Source organism: Ornithinimicrobium murale (assembly GCF_003352835.1).
Classification (GTDB): domain Bacteria; phylum Actinomycetota; class Actinomycetes; order Actinomycetales; family Dermatophilaceae; genus Ornithinicoccus; species Ornithinicoccus muralis.
The window spans coordinates 50320-67770 of record NZ_QLVD01000026.1; the positions used below are offsets into that span (position 1 = coordinate 50320).

Sequence of the window (17451 nt, forward strand, 5' to 3'; positions counted from 1 at the left end):
AGGTCGGGTCTCCCGGCCACCTCACCCCACGCAGGGAGCACCTGAGCGCGAGCTCAGCGCAGTCCCGCTTCGTGCGCCACGATCGCGGCCTGCACGCGGTTGGCGACGCCCAAGCGTTCGAAGAGTGCCTTCAGGTACTGCTTCACGGTGCCGTCGGCCAGGTGCAGGGCCCGCGCGATCTCAGCGTTGGAGGCCCCGGTGGCCAGCACCTCCAGGATCTCCCGCTGCCGGGGAGTGAGGCTGTCGACAGCGACCCGGGCGGTGCGGGTCCGCCGCAGTCGCGTCGTCGCCTCCGAGCGGATCAACCAGCTGGCGACGCGCGGGGAGAAGGCCGCCCCACCGCCCGCGACAGCCCGGACCATCGTGATCAGCTCGCGCGGTTCGTCGGACTTGAGCAGAAAACCCATCGCGCCGAGCTCCACGGCCTCGGCGATGTAGTTCTCGTCGGCAAAGGTGGTGAGCATCGCCACCGGCAAGGAGGGCAGCTCCCGGCGCAGGTGCTCCAGCGCGCGCAACCCGTCCAGCCGCGGCATCCGGATGTCGAGCAGCACCAGGTCGAGCCGGCGAGCGCGGGCGACCTCAAGTGCCTCCTGACCGTCGGCGGCCTCGGCGACCACCTGCAGGACGGGGTCGGTCTGCAGGATCGCGATCAGCCCCGCCCGCACCAGTGCATCGTCGTCGACCACGAGCAGCCGGATGCTCCCATCGCCGGTCCCACGTTCGGAGGCTGTCACGATCCCGCACCCGCCCTGATCGTGTCGACGCTGACGACGACACCGTCGGCCAGGCAGACGCGGAAGACGTCCTCGCGCACGAACAGGCTGACAGCCTCCTCGTAATAGCGACACGTGGCACCGGCCGGCTCAGGCAGAGCCTTCCGCGGTGCCTCGACCATCTCGACCGGAGGCAGGATCTGCTCCGCCCGCTCCTGGGACATGCCGACCTCAAGGCGAGCAAAGTCAGCCGGCGGCAGCGTCGAGGCAACGGTCAGGTAGAGGAAGAACCCCGCAGTGAGGACGACGGCGCCACCGGCGAGAACGGTCGGGACCAGCCACGCCAGCCGGCCCGCCCTACGGGTGTCCGCGTCCGCGGCGCGTTGGCTACGCAGCACCTCCTCGACCCCGCCGATCGTCCTGGCCTCGGGCCCCGGCACCGCGTCGACCGGCACGCTCGCCCGCACCACGAAGCGGTCGCCCCCGAGGACCGTGAGGTCTCCTCCCAGCAGCGCCACCCGGTGGCGGAGCGAGCGGAGTCCGTGCCCGGAGGAGGCGGGGAACACCGCCTGCGCCTCCTCGGCCGGCCGGTTGGCGAGATCGAGCGTCACCGCTGCGTCGTCCCGCGACACCGTCACGTGCACCACCTGCCCCGGTGCGTGCTTGGCCGCGTTGGCCAGCCCTTCGGAGAGCACCCGCACGACCGCGGCGCGAGCGGGAGGCGACAGCCCCTCGTCCCACCCGACCGGCAGGTCGGCCTCGACCCGGACGCCGACCGACCGTGCCCGCTCGACCACCTCGGCAGGCGAGGCATCCGCAGGCTCGCGCGTCGGCATACCGCCCTGTGTGAGCAGTTGCACCGTCGCCCCGAGCTCACCCGCCGCCTCGGCCAGCCCCTCACGCACCTGCCGCAGCGCCCCCTGCGCGGACTCCGGCAGCTCAGGATCCAGGGTGAGCTGGCCCACCTGGACGGTCAGCAGCGTCAGCCGGTGCCCGAGGTGGTCGTGGATCTCCCCCGCCATGGCCGACCGCTCACGGACCAGAGCGGACTCCGCCCGGGCCGACTCCTCGGCCGCCACCGCTCGGGCCAGCTCCCAACCCTGACGGCGGTGCCGCCGCCTCCGGCCCACGAGGGCGGCCAGGCCCACCGGCAGAGCGATGACTGCCGCATGGGCCAGGGCAGCGGCGGAACTCAGAGCGGCCGACTCCACCGCGCGCTCGCCGGTGAGCACGCCGACGACGGTGGCGGTCAGCAGCAATAGCGCCAGGGCGGCCGACCAGACTGTGGAGGTCGCGGGGCGCCACACGCCGAGCGCGACGGCGAGCAACACCGACACCGTCGACAGCCAGGCCGTTCCCGGTGCACCGATGGCTGCACCGAGCAGCGTCGCGAGGCCGAGATAGACCAGCCACCACGGGTCCCGGAAGTCCCAGCGCACCGTCCCATCCACGCGCCCAGACTAGTCCGCAGGCGCTGCGCCGGTACTCCCGAAAGTGAGTGCCAGGACCGGTCGTTCGAGGCTGCTGGGCACCCCCGTGTCGTCCGTAGCGTCCCTCGCATGATCGCCGACCTCCTGCACCAGCTCACGGCCCAACCGCTCCTCGTCGTGCTGCTGATGACCGCGGGTGCCGTGGTGGACTCTGCGCTCGGTGTGGGTGCCCTGCTTCCGGGCGAGTCGCTCGTCGCGACCGGCGCGACGGTGCTCCAGGGGTCCCACCCGCTGTGGCCCGCGTGGTTGTCGGTTGCCGCCGGCGCCTTCCTCGGGGACCACGTGGGGTATGCCGTGGGTCGGCGGCTCGGACCGGCGGCAGCCGACAGCGCCCCAGTCCGCAGGATCGGTCGCGGCCGCTGGGACCGGGTCACCGGGCGGGTGCGGCGCCATGCCGTGCCGACCCTGGCGCTGGGACGACAGGCCCCCGGCGTGCGCACCCTGGTGGCGCTCGCGGCCGGCGCCTCCGGCGTGGGCTACGGGCCGTTCGCGCTGGGGTCTGGGCTCGGCGCGCTGCTCTGGTCGGCGCTCTGGGTCGGTGGGGGCGCGTCCGTGGGGCACGCGCTGCAGTCGCTCGACCCGATGCACCTGCTGGTGCTGGCCGGGGTGCTGGTCGTGGGTGGTCTCCTGCTCCTGGCACGCCGCACGCTGATGCGGGTGGCGATGGCGGTGCGTGCCCACTCGTGGGTGACCTGGCCCAACGCGGTCACCCTCGCCCGCCTGGTGCTGACCGTGCCGCTGTGCCTGTGGCTCCTCGACGAAGGCGCCACCGGCGACGCGACGGGTGCGGCACCGGGTTGGGTCGTGGCGGTGGCCGTGGTCTGGGCCGGTAGTGACTGGCTGGACGGCGCCCTGGCGCGACGCCTCGGTCAGGTGACCCGGGTCGGCGAGGTGCTCGACCCGGTCGCCGACCGGCTCGGCGTGCTCGCGCTCTGCCTGTCCCTGGCTGCTGGTGGCCACCTGCCCTGGTGGCCGGTGCTGCTGATCGCCCTGACCGATGCCGTCGTGACCCTGCTCGCCGGTCCCGCCGCGGCCGACGGTGACCTCGCGGTGAGCCGCTTGGGCAAGGTCCGAACGGCCGTCCTGCTGGGCGGTCTGTGTCTGGCGCTGACGGGGGTCCTCCTCGTGTCAGAGGTCCGGGCGGCCGGGACCTGGGCGGTCGGCCTGGGGGCCGTTGTGCACGTGTTCGCGGGAGCCGGCTACGTGGCGCGGGCACTGGGCTCTGCGCGACGCCCTCCCCGGCGCCCGACCCCGGGCCCACTCCCCCTGCAAGGGCCGTCGTCCGTGCGCCGCCCCCAGCACGGTCGGGTCAGTCCTCGTTCTCCCACGGGTAGCCACGGTCAACGAAGGCTGCCCGCACCAGGTCACGGCGGCCCTCGACACCCCCCTCATAGAGCCGGCGTCCCTGCTCGGTCTCGATGACGAGCTTCTTGCCGTCCCGGTAGACCCCGGCGACATCCTCGCGCTTGATCCGCCGCCGGGAGTCACCTTTCTCGACCAGGACGCTGTCGGTCGAGACGGTGAGCGCCGGCTCGGAGTGGGTGATCAGCAGTGCGGCCACCACACCCACGACGAGGCCGATGACCGGTCGGCCCCAGACCAGCCAGTCGGAGTCGAACGAGGCGAGCAGCTGCAGAATGCCGGGGAAGGGCACACCACGCTCCTCCACCCAGCGCGCGGCGACGGGCAGCAGCGCGGCCACCCCGGCTCCCAGTGCCGCGCCGATGACCACCAGGAAGGCGGTGTCGCCACCGGTCATCCCGAGGCGCACCGGCTCCTGGCTCTCCGGTCGCCCCTGGTCCCCTGCCCCTGCTTGTTCCTCGCTCACGGTCCACCATGCTGCCCAACACGACAGAGCTCGACAACCTACCGACGGCACCGACTTTGGTATGCCCGTCCCCCACAGTCGCGTTCAACGGGGTCCTGGTCAGCCCGCGTCCCCGGTCGGCGCGGCCGGTCCGCCACGTGGTGCGCCCGCTCCGGGCCGCATCTCGAACCGTCGGCCGGAGACCGACTCGGGCTCGATCCGCACGAAGTGCGGCTTGGCCCCGCCCTCCCAGGGGAAGACGGGCAGTTCCAGGGCGTCCAGCACGTCGTGGAGCTTCTGGATCTCATGGGCGCTGCCGGACACCACAACGCTCCAGGCGCGCCCGGCCCTCGTGTCATAGCCATCAGCCTCGAACGCGACCGGCTGGCCGACGGCACCGAAGAGCTTGGTGCCAGTTGAGGTGCGGAAGACGACCGTGCCGTGATGGACCGCGTGGTTCACCGGGAATATCTCGGGTCGTTGGTTGACGATGACGGCGAGTCGACCGAATGGGGCCTCGCGCAACAGGGCCAGACACGCGGACGTGTCCAGGTGCTCGGTGACAGGAGAGGAGTTCATGACTCAGGTTCCCGCGGTTCGGTCCTGTGGGCAAGACCCCTGGCGCCGGTGGCCACGCACAGGGAACCGAAGGCCAGTGGTCAGTCGGTTCAGAACCCATTGCCGTTGGCGATGCAGATCAGCACCTCGACGCCGGCGACGCTCGTGCTCAGCAGTTCGAAGTCCGTGTCGTAGGAGTCTCGGGCAAGCATCGTGGCGGAGCCGCGGCCGTCCAGCATCATCAGATCGGCACCCGGGTGGTGAGTCACGTCGCAGGTGCCCCGGGATGCTGATGTCCTTGCTCCGCGGCTGGCTACCGTCGACCGCGTGGACGAACAGGGTCGACCGTCCGGCGCCTCAACGTGTCGCCTGCACGCGGGGTGATCAGGGCCCGGCGATGAGCGAGGACCGGAGGTGGAACCCGCCGTCGTCCTCATAGCCGAGCTCGATCCCCGCGTCAGCGGTGCGACGGGCGTCGATCTGGATGCAGTCGAGCGGCCCGGTGGGCCGTTCGAGGAACTGCTCGACGCTCGCATAGCCGCGCAGCTCACGCAGGATGGCCGCCGTCGGGGTGCGCAGGTGCAGGGCGCCTGCGTGGAAGGCCGCGAACCCGGCGGCGGCAGTGACCCACCGGTGTCCGGCCACCTCGGCCGCACGCACCACCACCTCCTGCTTGGCCGGCAGCCGGGCGGCGAAGAAGCGGGTGTCGAACCGGATGGGCGACCAGGCCGGCGTGATCCACCGGCTCAGCGGCCGCAACCAGTCCAGCCGCAGCTCCAGCCCCTCCCGGCGCAGGAAGTCCGGCAGGCCCAGGGCGTCGGTCACCAGCTCCTCGCGGGAGGGTTGCCAGGCACGCAGGTCGGCCGACGTCAGGTCCCGGCCGCCCGCGGAGGCCAGCAGCACGCCCGCCTCCTCGAAGGTCTCCCGCACCGCGGCCGAGGCGAGCGCGCTCGCCTCGGGGACGGGGCAGTCGAGGTCATCCGCCAGGCGCAGCGCGTCCGGGTGGTCCGCTGCCCACGTGAACCCGGCGTCCCGCGGGGACACCGAGCCGCCGGGGAAGACGTGGGCGCCCGGGACGAACTTCATCGACCGGGGTCGCTCCAGGAGCAGCACCTCGATCGCCGCTGACCCGTCCCGGAGCAACACGACGGTGGCGGCCTCCCGCGGTGTGGGGACCGGCAGCTCACCGTCCAGATAGGCATGGAGCCGTTCGTCCTCGCCCGCCACGACTCCACCTCTTGTCGCTCGCTTGCCGATCGGGCCCGTCGGGACCCACCCACCCGACATCCTGGCCCACCCGCGCGCGGGCCCGGCGACCGGTGGGTGGAGCCGGCACCTCGGCATACCGGGTGCCGACTCAGCCGAGACCGAGGTCGCGGCCGATGATCTCCTTCATGATCTCGTTGGACCCGGCCCAGATGCGCGTGACCCGGGCGTCGCGCCAGGCGCGGGCGACGCGATACTCGTTCATGAACCCGTAGCCGCCGTAGAGCTGGACGCAGGCGTCGAGCACCTCGCCCTGCACCTGCGCGGACCACCACTTGGCCTTGGCCGCGTCGACCGCGCTCAGCTGCCCCTGGCTGTGCTCCAGGACGCACTGGTCGACAAAGGCCTGCGTCACATCGATCGTGGTGACCAGCTCGGCGAGCCGGAACTTGTTGTGCTGGAAGGTGCCGATCGGCTGCCCGAAGGCCTGCCGCTCCTTGGTGTAGTCCAGTGTCTCGGAGAGGATCTGGGCCGCATGTGCCGTGTTGGTGACCGCCGAGCCGACCCGCTCCTGGGTGAGGTGCTCCATCATCGAGATGAAGCCGCGCCCCTCCTCGCCGAGCCGGTGGCTGTCCGGCACGCGGACCGCGTCGAAGAACAGCTCGCAGGTGTCGGCCTCGTCCTGCCCGACCTTGTCCAGTGGCTCGCCCTTGGTGAACCCGGACATCCCGGCCTCGAGCACGAACAGGGTGATGCCCTTGGCTCCCTTGCTGGGGTCGGTGCGGGCCGCGACGATCACCAGGTCACAGCTGTGGCCGTTGGTGATGAAGGTCTTGGACCCGGACAGCACCCAGTCGGCACCGTCCCGGACGGCAGTGGTCCGGAGCGCGGCCAGGTCGGAGCCCCCGGAGGGCTCGGTCATCGCGATGGCGATGATCAGCTCGCCGGTCGCGATGCCCGGCAACCACCGCTGCTGCTGCTCACGCGTGCCGTGCGCGGTCAGATAGGGCGGGCAGACATCGGAGTGGATCCCCATGCAGGAGGCGACCGCCGCGCTCAGCCGCGCCTGCTCCTCGGCGAGCACCGCGTTGAACCGGTAGTCCGCGGCACCGCTGCCGCCGAACTCCTCCGGAATGGACAGACCGAGCAGGCCCTGCCGGCCGGCCTCCCGCCAGACCTCCCGCGGTATGCCGTGGCTCCGGATCATCTCCTCGGCCCGCGGGCGGACGGTGCGGTCGATGAACTCCCGCGCCGAGGCACGGAAGGCCTCCTGGTCCTCGGTGTAGACGGTGCGGCGCACGGGCCCTCCTGGATGGTTACTGGTCGGTCACCATCCATCATGCCGGGCCGGCCGCGAGGGGGCCACTGTCCCGCGGTCTTGCCGACCGGTCTGGTCCTCCTCAGCGAAACCGACCCTCCAGGCTCTGGTGCCACGTCTGGGAGCCCACCGCGCGATCCGGCGCCAGGTTGGCTCCGTCCCGGAAGGCCCGAGCCGCTGCCCCCGGGAGCCTGAGGTCGACCACCGGCCGGCGACGGCCGGTGGCGGCGAGATAGCCGCGCAGCATCTCCCGAAAGGTGAGCACCTCGGGGCCAGCCATGTCCTCGACCAGCCCCGCAGGCTCACCCTCGACGAGCTCGACGAGGCGGGCGGCCACCTCCGCGGTGGCGATCGGCTGGGCCGACATGCCGCTGGGGGCCGGCACGACCGGCAGGCGGGTCATGGCCGCGAAGTTGGCCTGCAGGAACTCGTGGAACTGGGCGGCCCGCAGCGTGGTCCAGGGAATCCCCGACTCCTCGACCGCGACCTCGGCGTCAGCCTTGCCCGCGAAGTAGCCGAAGGCACCCCGGTCGATGGCGCTGCGCACCGGGATCCGGTCCACGCCGATCACCGAGATGTTGATGAGGTGCTCGACGTCCGTCCCACGGAGGGCGTCCACGAGGGCGCGGGTGAGCTCGCCGTCGCGCTTGGGTAGGCCAGCGAGGTGCAGCACGGTGTGCACGCCCTGGGCGGCAGCGCTGACGCCCTCGCCGCTGGCCAGGTCAGCGATGACGTGCTCGACCCCCTCGGCCGGAGTGCCTCCACCTCGGCTGAGGATCCGCACGGTGTGCCCCGCCGCGCGCAGCCGTGGGACAACCTCCCGCCCTAGCAGGCCGGTGCCTCCGGTGACCAGGATCGGCGTGGTCATAGCTTCCTCCATCTCGTCGGTCCCGCTGACGGTGGTGTCAGCCGGGCGCCCGTCACGGGCTCACCACGAGACACCGCACCCCGCCGATCTGTGACACGCAGCGACTGCCGACGAGGGACATCACCCCTCCTGGTGTGGGGCCTCGCCCTGGGGTGCCGTGGGGTCGGGCTGACCGGTGTAGAAGGCCGTCGTCCGGGCGGCGGCCGCCTCGGCGTCGGCACGCGCGGTGCCCTCGGCGATGCTCGCCTCGCCCCAGAGCCGGCTGCACTCGGCGACGAAGGCCGCCCCTTCCGTCGAGACCGTCCACGCCTGGTATGCCGCGGGGTCCAGGGCCTCGCCAGAGTCCAGGTGGAGGGCAAGGCCCCTGAGCGCCAGGTCCCAGCCCACGCCTGTGGCGCCGGGGCCGAACTGGGTCCAGAACTGCTGTTGCTCGACGTTGGCCGGGTCGATCTCGGCGGTGTGCTCCAGCTCGAGCCGGGCACCGTCGCCGTCGGGACTGATGCGGACCTGGACCCAGCTCACCTGGCCACCGAACTCCCAGGTGGCCGAGAACTGGTGCGGCGGCGCACAGGTCTGCACCGTGCCGCCGGCGTTGCCCTCGAACTGGTAGCGGCCACCCTCACGCAGCTCCCCGCTGACCGGCAGGAACCAGCGCGGCAGGCGCTCGGCGCTGGTCACCGCGTCCCACAGGTCCTCGGCCGTGGTGTCGTAGGTCCTGCTGATGGTCGCCACCTTCAGCTCGACCTCACCTCGGGGGCGGGTGGCGAGCAGGCGCGTTGCACTGCTGGGCTCGATCTGGGTCATGACTCCTCCTGGGTTCGTCGGCGGTCCCGCTTGCCGCGGGCGATCTCGGTCTCCAGAGCGGCCAGCCTCGGCTCCCAGAACCTCCGGAACGGGGTCAGCCACTCATCGACCTCGTGCAGCGCCTCCGCGCGGACGGCATAGATCCGGCGGGTGCCCTCGGCCCGGACCGTGGTGAAGCCGGCCTCCCGGAGCACTCGCAGGTGCTGGGACACCGCGGGCTGGCTGATGCCGAACTCCGCACGGACCACGTCGGCCACCTGGCCGGCACTCGCCTCGTCCTCGGCGAGCACCTCAAGGATCCGGCGTCGGACCGGGTCGCCGAGGATGTCGAAGGCGTGCATACGTCCATAATGCAGTCACTGCTTATATAAATCAAAGCTAACATTTCCCACAACGTGGAGGAGCGGTCACCGCTGCCCAATGTTCCACGACGCCGCCCACACTCCGTCGAAGTGGCGTGCTGGAGCGGTCACCGCTGCCCGATGCTGCACGACGCTTGGAAGTCACCAGCGACGTCAGGGTTGGCGGTAGGCCGCGTCAGGCACGTCGGTGACGAGCATGTGGCCCGGGGCGTGGGTGATCGCGAACGGCGGCCGCGACGCCATCAACGCAACCTGAGGCGTGACACCGCAGGCCCAGAAGACCGGCACATCGCCGTCCACGAACTCGATGGGCTCCCCGAAGTCCGGCGCGTCAAGGTCGGCGACGCCCAGCGAGCTCGGGTCACCGACGTGCACCGGGGCGCCGTGCACCTGCGGCATCCGACCGGTGACCTGGACTGCTGTCGGCACCAGGGCGGCGGGCACCGGCCGCATCGAGACGACGAGCTCGCCGGCCAGTCGGCCGGCCGGTCGGCACTGGCGGTTGGTGCGAAACATCGCCACGTTGCGCCCCTGCTCGAGGTTGCGCACCGGCACCCCGGCGTCCAACAGGGCACGCTCGAAGCTGAACGAGCACCCGATCAGGAAGGCGACCAGGTCGTCCTGCCACAGCCCGGAGACGTCCGGCACCTCCTCGACCAGCTCGCCGTCCCGCCACACGCGATAGAGCGGCAGGTCGGTGCGCAGGTCGGCGTCGGGTGCGAGCTCGGTGCGCGGTGAACCGGGCTCGGTCACATCGAGCAGCGGCACGGGCTGGGGGTTGCGCTGCCCGAAGAGCAGCATGTCCCACGCCCAGTCGCGCGGCAGGATGACCAGGTTGGCCTGGGTGAAGCCGCTCGCGTGCCCGCTGGTCGGGGCGACCAGCCCTGCCCGGTATGCCGCACGCGCACCGGCCGGCGTGTCCGTCCCCTTCATCGTGGCCTCCTTGGCTTCTAGTCTGCACCTGCCCGCGGGGAGCGAGCCGTGCCCAGAGGTGGCGAGCGGCGCTGGGTGCGGCAGCATGGGTGGTGACGGTCTAGCCGCCCGCGAGCTCGGGACTCCCGGCTGACCAACGGCGACGAGGAGGACGACGTGTCGGTGGATCTCAACTCCGACCTGGGCGAAGGTCTGGGCCGTTGGGCGATGGGCGACGACGGGGCGCTGTTGTCGATCGTCACCAGCGCCAACGTGGCCTGCGGCTTCCACGCCGGTGACCCCTCGATCATGCGACACGTGACCCAGCAGGCGGTGCGCAACGGCGTCGCCATCGGTGCCCATGTGGCCTATCGCGACCTGACCGGTTTCGGCCGGCGCTTCATCGACATGGACCCCGCGGCCCTGCGGGACGAGGTGACCTACCAGATCGGGGCGCTCGACGGGTTCGCCCGACAGGCCGGCGGAGGCATCGCCTACGTCAAGCCGCACGGCGCGCTCTACAACACCATCGTGACCCACCAGGCCCAGGCGGCAGCAGTGGTGGCCGCGGTCTCCGCCTACGACTCGGGTCTGGTCCTGCTGGGCCTGCCGGGCTCCGTGGTGCTGCGACTGGCGGAGGAGGCCGGCCTCCGGGTCGCCCACGAGGCCTTCGCCGACCGGGCCTACACACCTGAGGGACACCTGGTCTCCCGCCAGGAGAAGGGCTCGGTGCTGCACAACCCGGAGGCGATCGCTCGGCGGTGCATCGCGATGGCCGCGGGCGAGCCGATCGAGGACATCAATGGCGACCCACTGACCCTGCGGCCGGACTCCATCTGTGTGCACGGCGACACCCCGGGCGCCGTCGAGATCGCCCGGCAGGTCCGCTCCGCCCTGGAGAGCGCCGGAGTGACGCTGGCCCCGTTTGCCGGGGCTGCCTAGCCCGATGCGCATCCTGCCGAGTGGGACCCGCGCCCTGCTCCTGGAGTTCGACTCCCTCGAGGAGGTGCTGAGGCACTATGCCGCGCTCCGGGACAGCGATCTGTCGGTGCTGGACGTCGTGCCGGCCGGGCGCACGATCCTGGTGATCGGCGACCGGGACACCGACCTGAACTCTCTTGCGGGACAACTGAGGACGATCGAGCCTGGCGAGCACCGCGGCCCGGTGGGTGCCCCGGTCGAGGTGCCGGTGCGCTATGACGGGGCCGATCTCGCCGAGACCGCTGACCTGCTGGGCTGCTCCGCCCAGGAGCTGGTGCGCCGCCACCTGGAGGAGCAGTGGACCGTGGCCTTCTGCGGGTTCGCGCCTGGCTTCGGCTATCTGGCGGGCAGCACGTTCGACTGGGACACCCCACGACGCGAGTCACCACGCACCAGGGTTCCTGCCGGGTCCCTCGCTCTCGCAGGTGAGTTCACCGGTGTGTACCCCCGTGAGTCCCCAGGGGGTTGGCAGCTGATCGGACATGCCCTCGTGGACGTCTTCGACCTGGACCGCGAACCGGCCGCACTCCTGGCGCCGGGGACGGCGGTCCGTTTCGTGGAGTCCTCATGACCACCCTGACCGTGGCGCAGGCGGGCGCGCTCAGCACCATCCAGGACTTCGGTCGGCCGGGACAGGCGGCGCTCGGCATCGGGCGCTCAGGAGCCTGCGACCGGGGAGCCCACCGGTTGGCCAACGCCCTGGTCGGCAACCACCCGATGCTGGCGACGATCGAGGTGACCCTCGGCGGGCTGGCGCTGCAGACCGACGAGGACGTGGTCGTGGCGACCACCGGCGCCCGCTGCCCGGGCACGCCGCACCTGGCGCCCTTCCACCTCCCAGCAGGAGAGACGCTGCGTCTCGGTCTCCCGCCGGCCGGCCTGCGCACCTACCTCGCGGTCCGGGGAGGAGTCGATGTGGAGCCGGTCCTGGGAAGCCGCGCGAGCGACATACTGTCCGGTCTGGGGCCCAGGCCACTCCAGGCGGGCGACGTCCTGCCGGTCGGCACCACGCCCCGACCGGAACCTGGGGTCGACGTCGCGCCGGTGCCCGAGCCGACCGGTGAGCGGCTCCTGGTCCACGTGACGCCCGGCCCGCGGCGCGACTGGTTCGACGACGCCGCCTGGGGCCAGCTCACCTCCCAGGTCTATGAGGTCGACAGCCAGTCCAACCGGATCGGTGTCCGACTGTCGGGTGAGCCGCTCCCCCGACTGCGCGAGGGTGAGCTGGTCAGCGAGGGCATGGTGCGGGGCGCGATCCAACTCCCGCCGTCGGGCCTGCCGGTGCTCTTCCTCGCGGACCACCCGGTGACCGGCGGCTACCCGGTGATCGCCTATGTCGACGACCTCGATGTCGACCGGTGTGCCCAGCTCCGGCCGGGCCAGGAGGTGCGGTTCACCACGACCGCAGTGCGGTGAGCGGCCTCAGAGCTTTCTGGGACGTTAGGCACTCGCCTGGAGCGTCCAGCCCATGTCGTCTGCGAACTGTGGACTCTGGAAGAGTGGGGCCATGAGTGCTCTGAAGCTGGGATACAAGGCATCGGCCGAGCAGTTCGGCCCGCGTGAACTGGTGGACCTCGGCGTCGCCGCAGAGTCCCACGGCATGGACTCGGCCTTCGTCAGTGACCACTTCCAGCCCTGGCGACACCAGGGCGGCCACGCACCGTTCGCGATCTCCTGGATGTCGGCGGTCGGCGCCCGCACCGAGCGGATCGTGCTGGGCACCTCGGTGATGACGCCGACGTTCCGCTACAACCCCGCCGTGGTGGCGCAGGCGTTCGCGACGATGGGCTGCCTGTTCCCCGACCGCGTCGTGCTCGGCGTCGGGTCCGGTGAGGCACTCAACGAGATCGCGACCGGCGGCCTGCAGGGTGAGTGGCCGGAGTTCAAGGAGCGCTTCGCCCGGCTGCGCGAGGCCGTGCAGCTCATGCGTGAGCTCTGGACGGGGGACCGCGTCGACTTCGACGGCGACTACTACCAGACCCGCGGCGCCTCGATCTATGACGTCCCCGAGGGCGGCGTGCCCGTCTATGTCGCCGCGGGCGGCCCGCTCGTCGCCCGCTACGCCGGACGCGCAGGCGACGGCTTCATCTGCACCTCGGGCAAGGGCATGGACCTCTACACCGACAAGCTGCTCCCCGCCGTGGAGGAGGGTCTGGGCAAGGCCGAGCGCCCCAGCGATTCGATCGACCGGATGATCGAGATCAAGCTCTCCTACGACCGCGACGCCGACGCCGCCCTGGAGAACACCCGGTTCTGGGCGCCGCTGTCGCTGACGCCGGAGCAGAAGCACAGCATCGACGACCCGATCGAGATGGAGCGCTTCGCCGACGAGCTGCCGATCGAGCAGGTCGCCAAGCGGTGGATCGTCGCCTCTGACCCCGAGCAGGTCGCCGACCAGGTCCGCCCCTATGTCGAGGCCGGCTTCAACCACCTGGTCTTCCACGGCCCCGGCCACGACCAGGAGCGCTTCCTGACCCAGTTCGAGGAGGACCTGGCTCCTCGGCTGCGGGCACTGGCCTGACGGATGATGACCAGCCAGGGGTGAGAGGAGCGCGTCGTGGGCACGCTGTCGCCGCGACTGAGGGCGATCGTCGATGCGTTGCCGTTGACGCCTGCCATGCGGGTGCTCGAGATCGGTGGAGCGCCTGGTGCTAGTGCACGAGCTGTCTGTGAACGCATCGCGCCCGGCGGGCACACATCCTCGTCATCGACCGGTCCGCGACAGGCGTCGCACAGACCGAACGCACCGCGGCAGAGAGATCTCAGCTGGGCTGCTCAGCACCAGGTGTGTCGCGATCGAAGAGTTCACGCTCCTGGCTGACGAGGAACGATTCGACCTGGCCTTCGGCATCCGCGTCGGAGCGCTCGACGGACGGCATCCCGCCGCGGGACTCGTCGCACGCGCACGCCTTCGCGACGAACTGCACCCGGAGGCACGCCTGTAGATCGACGGCGGCAGTTGCGGATCAGTCCCCTCGACTGACGACCGGGCAGGCATGCGGTGTCAGACCGCACCGACGCGCAGTGCCGGACGAACCCGACGGACCCACCTGACCGAGCGCGCGGGCCCCGGGTGACTCATGCTGGGGTGATGCCCGCACCCCTGAGCATCACGCCCTATGTCAAGCGTTCGCCCATCCGATCCTGGTCAACCTGGCCGGGCACCGCTGGTTCGTGGAGCGGGAGCACATCGGGCGCAGCACCCCGCACGGCGCACCGCATTCCCCCGATGGCCTTTCGCCAGGACGACACCATCACCATCGCGCTCACCTACGTCCCGGACGTGCAGTGGCTCATGAACCTCCGGGGCCACCGGCGGCGGCCGGATGCACTGGCGCCACAAGTTGCTTCACCTCGGACCGCCCCAACGACTAGCCACCGAGGGCGGCATCGCACGCGTGCCCCAACCATCCGGACGGTCCTCAACCTGACCGGCCTGGCCACCGAGTTCGTCGAGTTACCGATCGCCTCCCAGCGGCCGTTCCGAGAGATCATCGTTCCCCCTGAGCAACCGTCCCGTGAGGCCTCGGGACCGGCGATCCAGTTTCAGGCGACGCGCGGAGGTCAGGACACCCCCACCAGTGCGTCGGCGACGAGGATGGCCGAGCGGGAGACGATCAATGGGTTGACGTCGATCTCCGCGATCTCGGGGAGCTCGACCGCGAGGTCTCCCAGCCGCACCATGATGTCGGCGACAGCGTCCACCTGGTCGGCCGAGATCCCGCGGGAGTGGCTCACCAGGCGCCCGCCCGCGACCTCCGCGAGCGCGGAGCGCGCGTGTTCCAGTGTCAGGGGCGCCTTGCATAGTGCGACGTCCGCGACGACCTCAACCAGCACTCCGCCTAGGCCAACAGTGACCACAGGCCCGAAGACCGGATCCCGATGCACACCGCAGACCAGTTCCACGCCGCTGGGGGCCATTTGCTGGACGACAAGGCCCTCAATCCGCGCGTCGGGCCGCTGCTCGGCCACGTCGGCGAGGATGTCCTCACTCGCGTGACGCACACCAGCCGCGTCGGCCACGCCTAGGCGCACACCGCCGACATCAGACTTATGTGGCAGGTCCACAGAGAGCACCTTGAGGGCCACCGGGTACGCAGCCATCGCTTCCGCAGCCTCCACCGTGCCGTCCACGGTAGTCGCTACCGCCTCCTGCACGACGGGCAGGCCATATAGACCGAGCAGCTTCTTCGACGCAGCCTCGGTCAGCGTCGGGCCACCCCCGAGCAGCGCTCTCGCATCGGCCACACGCGTCTGATCCGGCGGCTTCACCGGTTCTTCGGTGACCCGGCCCGTCTGCCCCTGGAACCGGCGCAGCGCGCCCAACGCGCCGATCGCGCGGCTCGAGTCCTGGTAGGTAGGCACTCCAGCGTCGACCAGAATGCGGCGGGAGTCCTGGTTGGTGCTGTACCAGGTCAGGGCGACTGGCTTGTTCGTTTCCCCATAGGTGGCCGCGATCTTCTCCGCGACCTCCACCGCCTGCGGACCGCGCAGGCCCGACCCGACAGCTACGCAGTCGAAGCCGGTCGAGTGGACGAGAGTCTTGAGTATCCGCTGATAATTGCCCACCCCTGAGGCGATGGCCTGCGCCGTCACGTCGATAGGGTTGACGGCCGAGCCGAAGCTCGGGATCCACTGCCCGATGAGCTCCTGGTCGGCAGCTGGGGTGGTGGCGACGTCCAGCCCGACGTCGTGCGCGACGTCCGCCATCATGACGCCGCTTCCGCCCGACCCGGTCAGCAGCCCGATCCGGTTGCCGACCAGGCGCCGCTGGGTCTGGAAGACACTGAGCCAGTCGAGGGCCTGCTCCAGGCTGTCCGCACGTAGCACGCCATACTGCCGGCAGACCGCGTCGAAGACGTCGTCCCCGCCCGAGATCGAGGCGGTGTGGGACTGGGCCGCGGCCATCCCGGCCGCGGACCGGCCAGCCTTGACGAAGACCAACGGCTTGCCGAGTTGCGCCGCTCGTGAGGCCACGTGGACAAAGGCCTCCGGGTCGCGCAGCCCCTCGCTGGTCGCAGCCAGCACGGTCACCTCCGGCCGCTCAACCAGGTAGGCCAGGCAGTCGGTGACCGTGGCCCCGGCCTCGTTGCCGGTCGTGACCAGCCATCCGGGCCTGATGCCTCGGTCCCGGGCCATCTCGTCGATGTAGGTGGCGAGGGCGCCACTCTGGGAGACGATTGCCACCGGTCCCGCCGCGGGCAGCTCGATGTCCGGCGGCAGGAAGAAGGTGGCGAGGATCCCGTCGTGCAGGTTCATGAAGCCGATCGTGTTCGGCCCGTTGATCAGCATGCCCGTCTCCGCGGAGATGCGCTGCAGTTCGGCCTGGGCAGCCACGCCCTCGGCCCCTCCTTCGGCGAAGCCGGACGTGAAGATGAGAGCCGCCCGGATGCCGAGCCGCGCGCCGTCCGCGACCACCGGCACCACGGCCGGAGCGGGCACGGCCACGACGAGCAGGTCGACCGTCTCCGGGAGGGAGGCGAGGTCGGGCGCCGAGTCCGCCCCGGTCGCCCGCGGATGGACCAGGTAGGTCCGTCCCGGGAAGAACTGGCGGAGTTGGCTTAGGGTGCGTGACCCCACGTTGGTGGAGTTCGTCATGGATGCGCCGACGACCGCGACCGACCGCGGGCGCAGCAGCGCGTCGAGGTCGGGCACAGTCATCGCACCATGACCCGGCCGCCGTCCACGGACAGGCACTGGCCGGTGAGGTAACCGGCTTCCTCGGTGGCCAGGAACAGGTAGGAGGCGGCCACTTCGTCGGGTTCGGCCCAGCGCTTGAGCGGGATCGACTGGAGGTAGGTGTCCTTGAAGCGCTCGTCCGTGCGGATCACTTCGGTCATCGGCGTCGACGCCGCCGGCGCGATCGCGTTGACGGTGATCTTCGAGTCTGCCAGCTCGCGGGCGGCGGACCGGGTCATCCCCAGCAGGCCCGCCTTGGCGACGGAGTAGTTGATCTGACCGATCGTACCGATGATGCCGGCGGCCGAGGTCGTGAAGATGATTCGTCCGTACTTCTGCTCGCGCATCCCCCCGGCCACCGCCTGCAGCCAGTAGAAGCTGCCACCGAGGTGAGTGTCCAGGACCATGTTCCACTCGTCGTCCGACATCTTCCAGAGCATCGCGGGCCGGGTCACGCCCGCGTTGCTGACCAGGATGTCGATGGCACCGAGCTGTTGGACGACGGCCGCTGCCGCCTCGTCGACGCTAGCCCGGCTGCCCACGTCGCACACCACGGCTACGGCCTGGCCACCGTCGGCGACGATGCCGTCTGCGACGGACCTGGCCGCCTCCTGGTTGATGTCAACGACGGCGACCTTCGCGCCCTCGGCCGCATAGAGTCGGGCCACGCCCTCACCGATGCCCTGGCCTGCGCCAGTGACGACGGCGACGCGGTCCCGCAGCTTGCCTTCACTCATGGTGGTTCTGCTCCTG

The 17451-nt window shown here is 71.0% G+C and carries 19 protein-coding genes; 5 read left to right on the forward strand and 14 right to left on the reverse strand.

The features are described from left to right. Positions 1 to 53: 53 nt before the first annotated feature. Both DPQ65_RS12620 and DPQ65_RS12625 read right to left on the reverse strand, forming a co-directional pair. On the reverse strand, positions 54 to 734 hold the full coding sequence (locus DPQ65_RS12620) for a response regulator (protein WP_238146840.1): 681 nt from the start codon (positions 732 to 734) through the stop codon (positions 54 to 56). Continuing rightward, positions 731 to 2164: a sensor histidine kinase gene (locus DPQ65_RS12625; RefSeq protein WP_162802206.1), complete on the reverse strand. Its 1434-nt coding sequence runs from the start codon at positions 2162 to 2164 to the stop codon at positions 731 to 733. Before DPQ65_RS12625 ends, DPQ65_RS12620 begins: the two co-directional genes overlap by 4 nt. Before the next feature lie 108 nt (positions 2165 to 2272). Between DPQ65_RS12625 and DPQ65_RS12630 the strand changes: the two genes are divergently transcribed. Then, entirely contained in the window at positions 2273 to 3625 is a 1353-nt protein-coding gene (locus DPQ65_RS12630) for a CDP-alcohol phosphatidyltransferase family protein (protein ID WP_114907707.1), read from the forward strand. Here the strand turns inward: DPQ65_RS12630 and DPQ65_RS12635 are convergent. The 9 genes from DPQ65_RS12635 to DPQ65_RS12670 form a co-directional block, all read right to left on the reverse strand. Next, the gene (locus DPQ65_RS12635; RefSeq protein WP_162802207.1) at positions 3513 to 4031 is read right to left on the reverse strand and encodes a YqeB family protein; all 519 of its coding nucleotides are present in this window, start codon (positions 4029 to 4031) and stop codon (positions 3513 to 3515) included. The genes DPQ65_RS12630 and DPQ65_RS12635 overlap by 113 nt on opposite strands. A gap of 99 nt (positions 4032 to 4130) precedes the next feature. Further along, positions 4131 to 4589, reverse strand: a complete 459-nt coding sequence (locus DPQ65_RS12640) for a pyridoxamine 5'-phosphate oxidase family protein (protein ID WP_114907709.1) — start codon at positions 4587 to 4589, stop codon at positions 4131 to 4133. Between the two features lie 89 nt (positions 4590 to 4678). Next, entirely contained in the window at positions 4679 to 4837 is a 159-nt protein-coding gene (locus tag DPQ65_RS15710) for a hypothetical protein (RefSeq protein WP_162802208.1), read from the reverse strand. Between the two features lie 115 nt (positions 4838 to 4952). Next, positions 4953 to 5795, reverse strand: coding sequence for an NUDIX hydrolase (locus DPQ65_RS12645; protein ID WP_114907710.1), 843 nt, complete (start codon positions 5793 to 5795; stop codon positions 4953 to 4955). A 130-nt stretch (positions 5796 to 5925) separates the two neighbouring features. Continuing rightward, the gene (locus DPQ65_RS12650) at positions 5926 to 7074 is read right to left on the reverse strand and encodes an acyl-CoA dehydrogenase family protein (RefSeq protein ID WP_114907711.1); all 1149 of its coding nucleotides are present in this window, start codon (positions 7072 to 7074) and stop codon (positions 5926 to 5928) included. A gap of 100 nt (positions 7075 to 7174) precedes the next feature. After that, positions 7175 to 7960, reverse strand: a complete 786-nt coding sequence (locus DPQ65_RS12655) for an SDR family oxidoreductase (protein ID WP_114907712.1) — start codon at positions 7958 to 7960, stop codon at positions 7175 to 7177. Between the two features lie 120 nt (positions 7961 to 8080). Then, complete coding sequence (locus tag DPQ65_RS12660) at positions 8081 to 8764, reverse strand: SRPBCC family protein (RefSeq protein ID WP_114907713.1); 684 nt, start codon at positions 8762 to 8764, stop codon at positions 8081 to 8083. Next, positions 8761 to 9105: an ArsR/SmtB family transcription factor gene (locus DPQ65_RS12665; RefSeq protein ID WP_114907714.1), complete on the reverse strand. Its 345-nt coding sequence runs from the start codon at positions 9103 to 9105 to the stop codon at positions 8761 to 8763. Before DPQ65_RS12665 ends, DPQ65_RS12660 begins: the two co-directional genes overlap by 4 nt. Positions 9106 to 9279: 174 nt before the next feature. Continuing rightward, a complete protein-coding gene (locus DPQ65_RS12670) occupies positions 9280 to 10059 on the reverse strand; it encodes a putative hydro-lyase (protein ID WP_114907715.1) in 780 nt (259 codons plus the stop codon). A 156-nt stretch (positions 10060 to 10215) separates the two neighbouring features. Between DPQ65_RS12670 and DPQ65_RS12675 the strand changes: the two genes are divergently transcribed. From DPQ65_RS12675 to fgd, 4 genes are all read left to right on the forward strand, one after another. After that, positions 10216 to 10980, forward strand: a complete 765-nt coding sequence (locus DPQ65_RS12675; protein ID WP_114907716.1) for a LamB/YcsF family protein — start codon at positions 10216 to 10218, stop codon at positions 10978 to 10980. A gap of 4 nt (positions 10981 to 10984) precedes the next feature. Next, a complete protein-coding gene (locus tag DPQ65_RS12680; protein ID WP_114907717.1) occupies positions 10985 to 11590 on the forward strand; it encodes a 5-oxoprolinase subunit B family protein in 606 nt (201 codons plus the stop codon). Further along, positions 11587 to 12435, forward strand: a complete 849-nt coding sequence (locus tag DPQ65_RS12685; RefSeq protein WP_114907718.1) for a 5-oxoprolinase subunit C family protein — start codon at positions 11587 to 11589, stop codon at positions 12433 to 12435. Before DPQ65_RS12680 ends, DPQ65_RS12685 begins: the two co-directional genes overlap by 4 nt. Positions 12436 to 12526: 91 nt before the next feature. Beyond that, positions 12527 to 13540 carry a glucose-6-phosphate dehydrogenase (coenzyme-F420) gene (gene fgd / locus DPQ65_RS12690; protein WP_114907719.1) on the forward strand — a complete coding sequence of 338 codons (1014 nt, stop codon included), beginning with the start codon at positions 12527 to 12529 and terminating at the stop codon, positions 13538 to 13540. A 241-nt stretch (positions 13541 to 13781) separates the two neighbouring features. Here the strand turns inward: fgd and DPQ65_RS15715 are convergent, their stop codons facing one another. The 3 genes from DPQ65_RS15715 to DPQ65_RS12705 form a co-directional block, all read right to left on the reverse strand. Further along, positions 13782 to 13946 (reverse strand): hypothetical protein, encoded by a 165-nt coding sequence (locus DPQ65_RS15715; protein ID WP_162802209.1) that lies wholly within the window; start codon positions 13944 to 13946, stop codon positions 13782 to 13784. Between the two features lie 637 nt (positions 13947 to 14583). Continuing rightward, positions 14584 to 16680: an acetate--CoA ligase family protein gene (locus DPQ65_RS12700; RefSeq protein ID WP_114907720.1), complete on the reverse strand. Its 2097-nt coding sequence runs from the start codon at positions 16678 to 16680 to the stop codon at positions 14584 to 14586. Further along, a complete protein-coding gene (locus DPQ65_RS12705) occupies positions 16677 to 17435 on the reverse strand; it encodes an SDR family NAD(P)-dependent oxidoreductase (protein ID WP_114907721.1) in 759 nt (252 codons plus the stop codon). The genes DPQ65_RS12700 and DPQ65_RS12705 overlap by 4 nt, the downstream gene beginning before the upstream one ends. Positions 17436 to 17451: the final 16 nt, after the last annotated feature.